This is a genomic window from Streptococcus gordonii, assembly GCF_001553855.1.
GTDB lineage: Bacteria > Bacillota > Bacilli > Lactobacillales > Streptococcaceae > Streptococcus > Streptococcus gordonii.
Window position 1 is genome coordinate 397,785 of record NZ_LQWV01000012.1, and the last position, 14,089, is coordinate 411,873.

The window sequence follows — 14,089 nt, forward strand, 5'->3', positions numbered from 1 at the left end:
GTGACAAACGTTAGATGAAGCGCATACAAAGATTTGTTATATTTAGATTATTGAAATTGCTTCTTTTTTATAAAGGAGTTAGGTGCTAAACAAGGTGTTCATTTTGAACAAGAAAAGGTGAAAGGAGTGCGTTATGTAGAAGTAATTTGGTTGTGAGGAGTCTGACTTTATTTTTAGAATATTGAGGTGTGTCATGAAAAATCATCAGGAAAAAGTGTGTAAAAATTGGTTTATGAGAAAAAGCGGTAAGCGTTGGTTTTTTGGGTGTGCCCTGCTGGCTTTTGGAGCTTTCTTGTTAGATGGCGGTGGAGTGGTTTATGCAGATGAGGGTAAGGCTAATCCGGCCCCTGCTCAGGTCTTGCAGGCTGATTCATCAGCTGTCTCGGAGCCTGAAAGTGGGCAAACAGCTGCTCCTACAAGTAATGCCGATAAGACAGAAAACTCTGTAGCTGGAGAGACTGCTGCGATGGAAGCGAGTGGTCAGGATGCAGCAGTAGAGTCAGCCAATCAAAAGGCTGATAAGGAAAATCAAGCCACAGCAAATGCTAAAGAGACCAAACAGGAAGAAGACGAACAGCCAGCAGCGAAGGAAGTTGCTTCGGAAAAACTCCCTGCCATAGAGACTGTAGATAAGCAGCCAGGCTTCAATACTAATTTGGCAGAAGCCAAGGGAGACAAAAATGGAGTTTGGGAAGTCCGAGAGCAAGGACTTTATAGTGATGCCAGAGGCAAAGGTGATAGTTTCCTTTACTCTCAAAGTCAGGGTAAGGATTTTGTTTACTCAACGGATGTAACTTTCCTCAGTAAGGAAGGGGCGGCAGCCCTCATTTTCCGCAGTAATAATAATCCGGATGACAAGAGCAGCTATGCAGTTAATATTGATGGTGGCAGCAACAATGTGAAGTTTTGGCGTTGGCAAGGCGGGCGTGATTATCAGTTTATCAATGAAAAACATATTGAGCCAACGGATGACAATAAATATCGGCTCAAGGTCGTTTCTATCGGCTCTTGGGTATCTTACTATGTCAATGATATACTAGTGGCCAGCTCAGGAGATTACACGCTTCAGAGAGATGATAAGGGGCAGAATACTTATCTGTCAGAAGGCTATTTTGGCTTACTTAACTGGAACAGTGAGCTGCTTTTTCAAAATACCTTTTATAAAGAAATCACTCCTCAGTCTAATCCCGAGTTGGAGGATATAAGGGTGACTTCTTCGGTTGGGAAAGTGGAACAGAAAGGTCAGTTTACTGCTCCTATTACCATCCAGTATGTCAAACATGATGCTGAGACTGTAGACTTGACTGTCGTAGCGAAAAATCCTGCTGCTAAGGTAAGCGTGACGGATGCTGCAGGTAGGGTTTATAGTGATTTGAAGAATATTCCGCTGGCAGTGGGGGCAAACTATCTGACTGTAACCAGCACTGTGACGGATGCGGATGGGCAGGAGGTCAGCCTGACTTACCGGCTCAATGTCCATCGTCGGCAGGCAGATGAGGTATACTACAATGAGCTCTATCGCGGTCAGTACCACTATTCGGTCAAGGACGGTTGGGCCAATGATCCCAACGGGCTGGTTTATTATAAGGGAGTCTATCATTTCTTCTATCAGTTTTACGACGATACCAAGTGGGGACCTATGCACTGGGGTCATGCGACCAGCAAGGATTTGATTCATTGGGAAGAACAGCCGATTGCCTTTTATCCGGATGCTAATGGGGCTATGTTCTCAGGCTCTATCGTAGCAGATACTACCAATTCCTCTGGTTTATTTGACAATGACCAGGGCGGTTTAGTCGCACTGATTACTGCCGACGGAAACGGTCAGCGCATCAAGTTGGCCTATAGTAAAGATGAGGGCCGGACTTGGACGAAGCTTGATCAAATTGCAGCTGACTGGACGGATGATCCATTGCAGTCTCAGGATTTTCGTGATCCCAAGGTCTTCCGTTGGGAGGGCAAATGGTTTATGGTCGTTGCAGGCGGACCGCTGAGAATTTATTCGTCTGATAATCTGCGTAATTGGAAGGTCGAGTCAACTTATGCGGATCTCCATACGGAGTGCCCAGATCTCTATCCTCTACTGGCAGATGATGGTAGTCTAAAATGGGTCCTGTCTCGTGGCGGGCGCTCCTATAAGGTCGGTGATTTTAGACAGATGGAGGGCAAGTGGACCTTTGTCCCAGATGCTGAGTTTGCTCAGGCTGATCAGGTCATGAACTTTGGTAAAGATTCTTATGCGGCCATGACTTACTACGTTCAGGACTTTGGTAGTAAGGCTAATCCAACCCTACCCGACATTATCGCGTCTAACTGGATGAATACCTGGGAAGATTACTGTAATCTGGTAGCTGATACCGTCGGTCAGAAGTTCAACGGGACCTTCAATCTTAACCTCAAACTAGGCCTTATCAAGCAAGACGGCAGCTATCGGCTGACTCAGACGCCAATTACAGCTTATCAGTCTCTGCGTCAGGAAGACAAGGCTGTGTTGTATAAAGACGTGGAAGTTAGTGAGAAGAATGGGCTGTTGAAAGATTTTTCCGGTGATCAGTATGAAATTGTCTCTACTTTCCGTCCGAGTGAAACGACCAAGAAAGTCGGTTTTAACCTGCGGGTTGGAGATGGAGAAGTGACTAGAGTTACCTATGATTTAGAAAAGGAAACACTCTCTATTGACCGCAGCCAGTCCGGCATTCTTCTCAGTAATAAATTTGCTCAGGTGGATAGTCAGTCTGTCAAGCGCAATGCGGATGGCAGCATAGATCTGCATCTCTATGTGGATCGCTCCAGCCTAGAAGTCTTTGCAAAAGGGTATACTGTAGCGGGTGCCAATCAGATTTTCCCTGCACCAAATAGCCTTGCGGCTAGTGTTTTTGTAGAAGGTGGTGCAGCTAAGGCTGACATTGCTCTTTATCCGCTGAAGGGCATCTGGAAAGACAAACAGGCAGTGACCAAACCACTGGAACTAGTGCAGGCTTCTCCTGTAACAAATAATATTTATGTCGGCGATAGTTTGGATTTGAAAGCATATATCATGCCAGCAAGTGTCTCTCAAGCGGTCAGCTGGAGTGTGGATCAGCCAGACTTGGTCTCTGTCATGGAAGATGGCAATAAGCTGCGAGTGACTGCTCTGCAAAGGGGTGTGGTCAAGGTAACGGCGACCTCTAAGGAAAATCCAAGCCTTTCCAAGGTCTTCACCATCAATATTAGCCGTAATGACTTTAAGACCAATGTTCCAGATCTAAAAGCTGTTTCCGGTAAGTGGTATGTCGACGGTGAAAGTCTCTATAATCAGAATACCAGCGCCAATGATTATTATATGGGAGGTCAGAAGATTCCTTTCCCTGAGTATAACTTGGATGTGGAGCTCAAGTATCAAAAAGGCTTGATTAATATTTTCTATGCGTCTGAAAATGTTGACCCTCGCAATGCCTATTCTATTCAATTTGGCGATAATGATAAGATTAGACTTTACCGCTTTATGGGGGAGACGATTGCAGAAAATAGCATGAATAGCAAGCATCTTAATGACGGCCAGTTCCACCATGTTAAGCTAGTGAAAACTAAAAATGGTGTCAGTGTATCTGTGGACGGTGTAGAATACCTGAACCACCAATTTGATGCGGTTGAGCCTTATTATAATGATGCCTACGTCGGTCTGGGACTCTGGGATGGGGATTTGGAAGCTCGCAATTTCTTTGTGACCAATCTTCATGCCCCAGCAGTTAATAAGGCTTCTCTGCAGAAAGTGGTAGACAGTACGGCTAGTCTAGATCCAAGCCTCTACACAGATGAGGCAGTTCAGGCTTACCATTCAGCCTTGGCTCGAGCCCAGACTCTCTTGGCAGATGAAAAAGCGGAGCAGGCAGATTTAGATAGAGCAGAACAGGATCTGAAGACAGCTCTTGCTACTCTGGCTGTGAAACCAAGTCATCAGGTCACTCCAGAAGAAGGGATAAAGGATCTAGTGGAAGAAAAGCCTTTCTTAGAAATCGTAATGGAAGAGATTGCATATCAGACCCGAGAACAGGAAAATCCAGAACTGGAACAAGGGCAGCGGCGGATACTTGTAGCCGGCCAAAAGGGTCAAAAGCGAGTCTTTGTAGAAGTCTTGAAGGGTCAGAGAACCATCCTCGGTCAGGAAGTGCTCTCTCTAGCAGTTGACGAACTAGTAGAAGTTGGCAGCAAGGTGGTGGTGGCTGAAAGTACTAAACAGCCTTTGACAAGGACCCAGCCTCAAGCTCTGAAGCAAGGTGAGGAAGGAAAAGTTATTCCGACGTCGAGATTGCAGTCAGCTCCCGACTCAGCTCTGCCTAAGACTGGCACTCAAGAAGATAAGTTTCTGCCTCTGGCTGGTTTAGCTTTTCTGGGAATGGGTCTTCTAGCTGGAAGGAAGAAACAAGGAGACTAAGGTGCTAAGCAATGGTTATTTGCACATAAAAAGGATGGGTGTTTTCCCGTCCTTTTTTGATATAATTACGGCTTGTGAAGTGATTCGTTTTTGGCTGAGCATGCTCCAGTATCTGGCAAGAAATTCCGCTACATCCATCTGCTTGCTTTTTAATTCTCTATCCGAACTTGCATCCGGATGAACATATCGCGGTGCTGCTCCTGGAGTTGTGGCTGTTCATGAATGACCTCGCAGATATAATCGCCCACAGGAGTATGTCCAGCTTGGGTCAGAGCCTGGTAAAAATGCGGCAGAACTTTAAGTTCATCTGCAAAGGAAGAGCAGTAAGCAACAGCATAATTTCCTGCCGGTAGCAACATTCGATTTAAGTGAGGGAGTTCATTGGGAGTATGATGGAAGAGACAGAGTTGCTTGGAAATCCATCTTTCTTTTTGGAAATCTTCTTGTTTCATAATGGAACCAACACGGCTGAAATGAGTGAAAAAAGGACTGTAACGCAGGATTTCTTGCTTGAAGCAGCGGAGAGCAAGTTCGTATTCTTCACTTTTCATTTGATAAATATTTTGAGCAATTTCAAAAATAAGCAGCTGCCGTTCAGGAAAAGTTTGGATTTCCAGTTCTTGCTCGCTCTGTTTTTCGCCATAGATACGGGCACCAGACCGAAAGATTTCGATTTCTTGGATTTGTTTTTCTAAATCCTCTTTTTCCTCTAGAAGGCGCTGATAGCGCTCTTCGATAAGCTGGCGCAGTTGAAAATGGTCCTTGTCAGATAGGATTTCTTTGATGTCTTCTAGAGAAAAATTCAGTTGACGCAGGTACTGGATGGAGTCAACCAGAGAAGATTGATTGATGTGATAGTAGCGATAGTTGGTTTCTGGATCGACTTTATAGGGTTTTAAAAGACCGATTTGGTCATAGAATCGTAGAGTTTGGATGGAAATCTGATTTATTTGGGAAAATTCTCCGATACGCAAAATTTTTTTCATTTTTTAAAACCCTCTATTGACTCTCTAGTTACTAGAGATATTATACTATAATTGTGAAAATAATAACAATTAATGGAGGGTTTGCCATGAGAAATACAAAAATTCGTGCTGTCCAGTATGGCTGCGGCAAGATGTCTAAAGTGATTTTCAAGTACCTACTGGATCACGGTGTAGAAATTGTCGGAGCTATTGATAACAATCCTGCTGTAGTAGGACAGGATGTTGGTGATTTTGCAGAGCTAGGCTATAAGACTGGTGTCCTGATTTCTGATAATGCTGAACGTGTCTTTGGAGAGTGTGACGCTGACATTGCCATTGTCACCATTGCTTCCTATATGCCGGAAATGTATGATTTTTTTGAAAGAGCCATCAAACATGGAGTTAATATCATCACGACCTGTGAGGAAGCTATCTATCCTTGGACGACATCGCCATCCGAAACAAACCGCTTGGACAAGCTGGCCAAAGAATATGGTGTCACTGTAATGGGTTCAGGCATGCAGGATATTTACTGGATTAATATGCCTTGCTTGGCTATGTCTGGCCTTAATCACATTCAAAAGGTGAAAGGGATTGTCAGCTATAATGTGGAAGATTATGGTCTGGCTTTAGCAGAAGCGCATGGTGCTGGTTACGATTCAGAGCGATTTGAAAAGGAAATTGCCAGTGCTGAGAGTCTGCCGTCCTATATGTGGAATGCTGCTGAAGCTATTTGCTCTAAGATGAACTGGACCATTCAGGATATTTCACAAAAGAGTGTTCCTTACATTTTGGATGAAGATGTTTATTCTGAAACGCTGGGACGTACAGTTCCGGCGGGGCAAGTAACGGGTATGTCAGCTGTGACAACCATTCATACCCATCAGGGAATTGAGTTAGAAGTAGAGTGTATTGGCAAGGTCTATCGTGAAAATGACGGAGATATGTGTGATTGGGAAATTACTGGTGAGCCAAATTTAGTCTTCTCAGTCAGCAAGCCTGATACTGTAGCCTTGACCTGTGCCACTATCGTCAATCGAATCCCTTCTGTGTTAGATGCACCGGCAGGTTATGTGACTTCAGAGTTGGCGCGTGACTTGGCCTATCCGACCTATCCACTTCATATCTATGTGGAAAAATAACAAAGCTTATAACTAAAAATACACCTCCCGCATCAATTGGGAGGTGTGTTTTTAAGTATTAGTCTTCCTTTTTCTTCAAAAGGAAGAGTCCAGCAGAGCAAGCGATTAAAATACTTGCTAGCTTGAAGCCTTCAGTCATTTCCTGTGTTCCAGTTTTTGGAAGAGAATCTCTGCTATTGGTCAAAGAAATCTCTTGAACAGGGTCAACTTTAGTTGCAGGTTTAAAATCAAGTCTTGTTTGATTTGGAGCTTGATAAGTCTTGCTTGGAGCCTGGTAAGTAGGAGGCGTTAATGGCTGAGGTTGAGGAATTGGATTTGGAGTTGGATTTGGCAAAATATAATCTGTCAAGTTTGCCAACTGACTACCAAAGACAGCATTGGATATCCAACGGTAGAAGTGAATTGTATGCAAGCGGTTGGTAGGATTTCCAGCATATACTAATAATGGGTTTTCATTGTATTTTCCAGAGATAGCTACAATTTTGTTAGCCAGTTTTTCGTTGCCTGGCCACCATCCAGCTATATAGTAATCACTGCCAGCGATTGTTGCCAAAGTTTTGAAGTTAGCTGGGACCTTGGCAATCCAGTTTCCTGAGTTAGAATAGAAGAGGTCGTTCTTATTATAGCCACTAGTCAGTGGGTCTTGATCATCTATAATTGCTTTCATGAGGCCTTCAAAATCACTGCCACCAGAGAATTTTTCAGCGTCAAATCCGTCGATAAGACCCAGTTTTTCTAATCTTTGCATAGCAGAACCACCAACGACGATGGTTGGCTTGAGACCGACCAGAGATTTGTCAAAATTATTGCTTTCTAAAACAACAACATCAGCTTCCTCTGGTGTGTCGACAAGATCAAAGCCTAGATTTTTTAGTGCTAGAGCTGTATGTGTAGGCGAATCAACACCTGCCCAATAAAATTGATGAGGAGGTGAATAGACTTTCAGGGCTTTCAGGCTTGGGCCGTTAGGAACCTTATAGAGTGCATCCCCGTAGATGGCATAATCTCCCAGCAGGTTTTCGAATGTCGGTGTATCAACGATATAGCCATCGTCTGTTAGATAGACTTTCTTTCCTTGGCGAATAGCTTGGTTAACAGCTTTTACGGCACTGTCGGATGTATTTGCGATCACGTAGTAAGGAGCCGAGTGGTTAATTTCGCTTGTACGAGTAGCACGAAGAGCCGTTACGTCTCCTAATTTTCCGTCAAAGAGTTTATCTTTGAAGACTGCTTCCGCTTTAAAGCCACGCATGTCTGGGAAATTCACTAAAAGTTCGGCATACATAGCTGACCAAGCGGATTCATTAGAACCTTTATAAAGGATATGGTTGGCATAGCCTCGTTTGGCTTGGGCCATATCAACAACCAGGTCCCCTTTCTTATAGTTGCCTACATCTTCCTTCAATTCTTTAAGAGTGACACCATTTCTCTTGAAGTATTCAATCATATTGAAGGCTTGTTGGGAGTCATTGTTTTTATCAAGTCCCATCGGAATGACATAATAGTCAGGGAAGAATTTCTTTTGACCATTCTTGATCCGTCCAACAACCTTACCATCAGGTCCTACTAATTCATTCTCTGCTTTAGGATCTTCTACCTTATTGATACCTCTTAGATAGAAGTTGAGGCGCATTTCCATCAATTTATCTGGGTTTTGAGATAAGTAAGAAATACCTCCCAATACTGCGTGGTATCCAGCTTTATAGGACTCTTGATTTCCTTCAGGTATTTCGATTGTATGCCCTAAGATACCATGGTACATAGCGTAAACTCCAGTATAGCCGGAGAAGGAATCGTCCCAGCCATCACCCCAGTCTAGTTTAGGGATAATATAGCTGTCATACTTAGAGTTAGCAACGCCGGCACGTCCCATGTGGTGGGCGTTTTCCAGCATATTTTCTGACAAGAGGTCATATTCGAAGTTGGGATCATGAGGTGGTGTTGCTGGTTCGATCAAGAATTCTTTAACGAATCCATGGATGTCATATAGAGCAATAGGATTCCATTTATTGATGAGACCAGCGACAGTTCGAGTTTCAGGGTTGGCCTGATAACTTGTGTCCCGGTTTGGGTCAATTCCGTTAGCTAGTGCACGAGTATTGGCAACATCTCCGTCCGGATTTTCTGTGAAGTCAAATAAGAAAATAAATTTCTTGAGGAGTTCCTTGACACTAAGAGTAACATTTTTGGCAAGCCCATTGGCATCAGTTGTCTGGAAAGAAATAAGATCTTTAGTAGCAAAGGTATTGAAAAGTCCAGTGATGATGTCGATGGCGGGCTGTTCATCAGCGTGGGTATTGTTGATAAGGACTGGGAGCTTATAATCCAGTTTACCGTTCTTTAAGGCAGCCAGCATTTCGGCAGGCTTTGTGAGGGCTTTTGGATTGGTTGTATTGAGGTAGTCATCAATGCTCTTCTGATCGGAGCTAATAATTCCCAGTTTAACATCTCGTCCTTGCGCACTCTTGCCAATCGTTTCGATTTGAACCAAACGATCATCTTTAGCTTCTTGTCGACTCTTTTCGATAGAGGCCAGCATTTCATCGTGGGTATGGAAGTCTTCATATGGTCTTAGGACAATGTTTTTGCGAATAGTAAGTCCCAAATCTTCGCTGACCCCGACTAATTCATGATTTCCCATAAAGTTGCGGTAGGTTCTGCGAATATTGTTGGGTGTCCGTAAACTCAGATCTTGGCCAAATAGTTCGTTAAATTTCAGAGATAGCTTGAGGTCATTTCCTTCGACTTTTTCTTCTATGGTTACAAAGGGATCTCCAGAGAATGTGCCGTCTTCCATCTTCCATGTTTTCCACTCGCTAATTGGCTTGTTATCGAGTGTCCAACTAATTTTGTTGGCTTTGGCACCTTGTTCTTGAATGGTTTCCTCAATGTTGGCTTTTTCAGACATATAAACCTTGCTGTCCGCAAGTTGAACCTTTGAGTCTTCACTGCTAGCTGCGCGTGTTTCAGGCTTATCAGGTGCAGTAGTGTTTTCAGAGCTAGTTTCCTTTTTGTTTTCTGCTCCTGTGGCTGGGCTAGTAGCCGTTTCGCTTGTAGTCTTATCCGATTCAGCTACAGGCTGAGTTTCCTTATTAGCAGTATCTGCCTGAGGTTGATCAGAATGATCTTCTGTTTTCTCGGCACTGACAGGAGTAGGATTTTCGACAAGACTACTTACTGGACTTGCTTCTTGTTGCGCTTCAGTCGGATTTAGCGTATCGGCAGCTACGTTTCCTTGGGCTAGAACAGCTAGAAGGGCTGCGGCTGACAGGCTAAGAACCTGAGTATATAAGCGTTTCTTATAGGTGTCTTTCATAAGAGACCTCCTTTGTAATGTGTTCTTTAATCTTACTATATCAATTTTTGTAATCGTTTTCAAGAAAAAGCATAGATAAAAATATGCTTTCAATAGACAAATCTGAGAATCTGTCTTGCAATTCCATCTATGAGCCTTGTCGAACAAGAAATGACGGGCTTATTTTATATGGATGAATTATGGATTCCTGCCTAAAATAGAAGAGTGAGAAGAAAGCATGTATAAGCTCGTCTGAGGAATTTCTACAATTCCATGCAAAATCACATCTTTTATGCTACAATAATACAAACAAAAAATGGATTGGAGTCGACAATGAAAGCAATTATTACGGTTGTTGGGAAAGATAGATCAGGGATTGTTGCAGGAGTCTCAACTAAGATTGCAGAGTTGGGATTGAATATAGATGATATTTCACAGACTGTTTTGGATGAATTTTTTACGATGATGGCTGTTGTTTCAAGTGAAGAAAAACAAGATTTTGCAGCTCTTCGTAGTGAATTTGAGAGCTTTGGCCAGACTCTTAACGTCAAAATCAATATTCAAAGTGCAGCTATTTTTGATGCCATGTACAATATCTAAGGAGTGAAGGATGGATATTAGACAAGTTACAGAAACCATTGCCATGATTGAGGAGCAGAATTTCGATATTCGGACTATCACCATGGGTATTTCACTCTTGGACTGCATCGATACAGACATTGATCGGGCTGCTGAGAAGATTTACCAAAAAATCACGACCAAGGCTAAAAATTTGGTGGCAGTTGGGGACGAAATTGCTGCAGAGCTCGGGATTCCTATCGTCAACAAGCGGGTCTCAGTGACTCCGATTTCGCTGATTGGGGCGGCCACGGATGCTAAAGATTATATTCCTTTGGCTAAGGCTCTGGATCGAGCGGCTAAGGAAATCGGCGTAGACTTTATAGGTGGTTTCTCTGCCTTGGTCCAAAAGGGCTATCAAAAAGGCGATGAAATCCTCATTAATTCTATTCCACGAGCTTTAGCAGAGACGGACAAGGTCTGTTCTTCTGTCAATATCGGCTCAACTAAGACTGGTATTAATATGACGGCAGTTGCGGATATGGGACGGATTATTAAGGAAACAGCCCAACTGTCTGACATGGGTGTAGCTAAATTGGTCGTCTTTGCCAATGCGGTAGAGGACAATCCTTTCATGGCTGGTGCCTTCCATGGTGTTGGTGAAGCAGATGTGGTCATCAATGTCGGTGTTTCAGGACCTGGTGTTGTCAAGCGGGCTTTGGAAAAGGTTCGTGGTGAGAGCTTTGACGTGGTGGCTGAAACAGTCAAGAAAACGGCCTTCAAAATCACTCGTATTGGTCAGTTGGTTGGTCAGATGGCCAGCGAACGTCTGGGCGTTAAGTTTGGGATTGTTGACTTGAGTTTGGCTCCAACGCCAGCAGTCGGAGACTCAGTGGCCCGTGTCTTAGAAGAAATGGGCTTAGAAACAGTCGGCACTCATGGCACGACAGCGGCGCTTGCTCTACTCAATGACCAAGTCAAAAAAGGTGGTGTCATGGCCTGCAATCAGGTTGGCGGACTATCTGGTGCTTTCATCCCTGTGTCAGAAGACGAGGGCATGATTGCGGCTGTGCAAAACGGCTCGCTCAATCTAGAAAAGTTAGAAGCTATGACAGCTATCTGCTCGGTAGGTTTGGATATGATTGCCATCCCGGAGGCGACACCGGCTGAAACTATCGCAGCCATGATTGCCGATGAAGCAGCTATTGGTGTCATCAATCAGAAGACAACAGCTGTGCGGATTATTCCAAAGGGCAAGGAAGGCGATATGATCGAATTTGGCGGGCTCTTGGGAACAGCTCCGGTCATGAAGGTAAATCAGGCTTCGTCAGCTGCCTTTATCGCGCGGGGGGGTCAGATTCCAGCACCTATTCACAGTTTTAAAAATTAATAAGAAAATCAGGTCTGTGCAGACAGGCCTTTTCGATTGAACAAGGAGAAGAGATGACAAAAACGAGATTATTTATCATTCGGCATGGGAAGACAATGTTTAATACCATTGGCAGAGCTCAAGGTTGGTCAGATACTCCTCTGACAGCTGAAGGGGAGCGTGGTATTCGAGCGTTGGGGATTGGCTTAAAAAAATCTGGCCTTCCCTTTGTAAAAGCTTATTCAAGTGACTCGGGTCGAACCATTCAGACTATGGGGATTGTGTTGGAGGAACTTGGCTTAACTGGGCAAATCCCTTATACCTTTGATAAAAGAATCCGAGAGTGGTGTTTTGGCAGTTTTGATGGTGCTTATGGTGGAGAACTCTTTCACGGTGTTATTCCTCGTGTTTTGAAAACTGATGACTACAAGGAGCTTAGCCTACCGGACTTGGCAAATGGCTTAGTTGAAGTAGATACTGCAGGTTGGGCGGAACCATGGGATAAACTCAGTGGTCGAATTTTAGAAGGTTTTGAAGCTATTGCAAAAGATGTAGAGGCTTCCGGTGGAGGCAATGCTTTGGTAGTCAGCCATAGTATGACAATCGGTACACTTGCTTATTTAATTGACGAAGAGATTGAGAAAAACCCTGGAGTTGAAAATGGAAGTGTGACAGTTGTTGAATATGCCAATGGAAAACTATCCATTGAAAGTTTGGGAGATGTGTCCTATCGTCAAGCTGGTGCAGAGGTTTTAAATAGTCGCTGACAGGAATGGTCTTGATTTTTTCCTAAAAGTGGTATAATAAAGGAAGAATAAGGGAGGCAAGTAAATGTCAAAAACAAGATTGTATATCGTCCGTCACGGTAAAACCATGTTTAATGCGATTGGTCGAGCGCAAGGTTGGTCGGATACCCCTCTGACAGCTGAAGGTGAACGAGGAATTCGAGAGTTAGGGTTGGGTCTAAAAGATGCTGGTATAGACTTTAAGCGGGCTTATTCTAGCGATAGTGGTCGGACTATTCAAACCATGGGAATCATTTTAGACGAGCTGGGTTTGAGAGATAAGATCCCTTACCGTACAGACAAACGCATTCGTGAATGGTGCTTTGGTAGCTTTGATGGGGCTTATGACGGTGAACTCTTTATGGGTGTTATGCCCCGTGTCTTTCATGTCGAACATGTTCATCAACTTAGCTACCCCGAATTAGCAGAAGGATTGGTAGAAGTGGATACAGCAGGCTGGGCAGAATCTTGGCCTAAACTCAGTGGCCGTATTTTAGATGGTTTTGAGAGTATCGCCAAAGAAGTTGAGTCGCTAGGAGGAGGCAATGCTCTGATTGTTAGTCATGGTATGACGATTGGAACCTTCGCTTGGTTGATTGACCACGCAACACCTCGAGGTTTAGGCTTGCACAACGGCAGTGTAACTGTAGTGGACTACGAAGATGGTAAGTTTACGATTGACCGGATTGGCGATATGTCTTATCGTGAAGTGGGCGCCAAAGTAATGGAGTAATAAGTTGAAACACGCTAAACATCTAAGAGTAAAAAGGAAATCCAAGGCCAAGAAGGTTGGTTTGACGATCTTACTATTACTTATCTTGACCTTAGTCATAGGTGGAACGGTTATTTATTTCCGCCCCTCCTTATTGAAGAATCTTCTCAGCTATGTTCAGGTTTCGAGTCAAGGGAGTAGCTCTACTAAGCCAAGCAGTTCTAAGTCTTCAAGATTAACAAGTTCTGATTCTGATTTACCCAAGGTGTCTTCAGCGGATTGGAATTTAGTCTTGGTTAACCGTGATCATCTACAGGAGGAAAAGACGCCATCTTTGACTCAGGTTGGGGAAATCCGGGTGGATAGTCGTATTGCTGAGAATACTCAGCAGTTCCTTGCTGCGGCTCAGACCATAGCTCCAGGAGAAATACTAATTTCTGGTTATCGGAGTCGTGCAGAGCAAGAAGAGCTCTTTAATGAGAATGTTGCAGCAGAAGAGTCTAAGGGTGTGTCACATGAAGAGGCTGTCAGTGCTGTCCAGAAACAGATTCAGATTCCAGGAGCTAGTGAACATCAAACAGGTTTGGCTATTGATATGAGTGTTCCTGAAGGTCTGGAGGATGAACTAGCTGCTAAGATAGCTCAGCTGGCTCCACAATATGGCTTTGTCCTTCGCTATCCCGAAGGCAAGAGTAATATTACTGGAGTGGATTTTGAACACTGGCATTACCGCTATGTCGGTGTAGAGAACGCCCAATATATGCAAAAGCACAATCTAGTTCTGGAAGAGTACATCGCATTACTAAAGGCAGCAGAAAAATAAATCAAGTAAGTCAGGTGTTCCTGACT

Annotated in this window: 9 protein-coding genes; 7 read left to right on the forward strand and 2 right to left on the reverse strand. The window is 43.8% G+C overall.

Features of this window, described 5'->3' with window-relative positions:
* The first annotated feature begins 193 nt into the window (after positions 1-193).
* Positions 194-4,414 carry a GH32 C-terminal domain-containing protein gene (locus AWH02_RS04905; protein WP_060553067.1) on the forward strand — a complete coding sequence of 1,407 codons (4,221 nt, stop codon included), beginning with the start codon at positions 194-196 and terminating at the stop codon, positions 4,412-4,414.
* Between the two features lie 149 nt (positions 4,415-4,563).
* On the opposite strand, the gene AWH02_RS04910 is transcribed toward AWH02_RS04905, so the two are convergent.
* Positions 4,564-5,400, reverse strand: a complete 837-nt coding sequence (locus AWH02_RS04910) for a MerR family transcriptional regulator (protein WP_060553066.1) — start codon at positions 5,398-5,400, stop codon at positions 4,564-4,566.
* Positions 5,401-5,486: 86 nt separating this feature from the next.
* On the opposite strand from AWH02_RS04910, the gene AWH02_RS04915 reads away from it, so the two are divergent.
* On the forward strand, positions 5,487-6,521 hold the full coding sequence (locus tag AWH02_RS04915; RefSeq protein WP_060553065.1) for an NAD(P)H-dependent amine dehydrogenase family protein: 1,035 nt from the start codon (positions 5,487-5,489) through the stop codon (positions 6,519-6,521).
* A 58-nt stretch (positions 6,522-6,579) separates the two neighbouring features.
* Here AWH02_RS04915 and AWH02_RS04920 read toward each other — a convergent pair whose 3' ends face one another.
* Positions 6,580-9,837 (reverse strand): LPXTG-anchored zinc carboxypeptidase, encoded by a 3,258-nt coding sequence (locus AWH02_RS04920; RefSeq protein WP_060553064.1) that lies wholly within the window; start codon positions 9,835-9,837, stop codon positions 6,580-6,582.
* A 312-nt stretch (positions 9,838-10,149) separates the two neighbouring features.
* Between AWH02_RS04920 and AWH02_RS04925 the strand changes: the two genes are divergently transcribed.
* The 5 genes from AWH02_RS04925 to AWH02_RS04945 all read left to right on the forward strand — a co-directional run bounded on the left by AWH02_RS04925 (position 10,150) and on the right by AWH02_RS04945 (position 14,063).
* A complete protein-coding gene (locus AWH02_RS04925; protein ID WP_011999901.1) occupies positions 10,150-10,416 on the forward strand; it encodes an ACT domain-containing protein in 267 nt (88 codons plus the stop codon).
* 10 nt (positions 10,417-10,426) lie between these two features.
* Positions 10,427-11,764, forward strand: coding sequence for a PFL family protein (locus tag AWH02_RS04930; RefSeq protein ID WP_060553063.1), 1,338 nt, complete (start codon positions 10,427-10,429; stop codon positions 11,762-11,764).
* 53 nt (positions 11,765-11,817) lie between these two features.
* Positions 11,818-12,510, forward strand: coding sequence for a histidine phosphatase family protein (locus AWH02_RS04935; RefSeq protein WP_060553062.1), 693 nt, complete (start codon positions 11,818-11,820; stop codon positions 12,508-12,510).
* A 64-nt stretch (positions 12,511-12,574) separates the two neighbouring features.
* A complete protein-coding gene (locus AWH02_RS04940) occupies positions 12,575-13,261 on the forward strand; it encodes a histidine phosphatase family protein (RefSeq protein ID WP_060553061.1) in 687 nt (228 codons plus the stop codon).
* A 4-nt stretch (positions 13,262-13,265) separates the two neighbouring features.
* The gene (locus tag AWH02_RS04945) at positions 13,266-14,063 is read left to right on the forward strand and encodes a M15 family metallopeptidase (RefSeq protein ID WP_060553060.1); all 798 of its coding nucleotides are present in this window, start codon (positions 13,266-13,268) and stop codon (positions 14,061-14,063) included.
* The last annotated feature ends 26 nt before the right edge of the window (positions 14,064-14,089 follow it).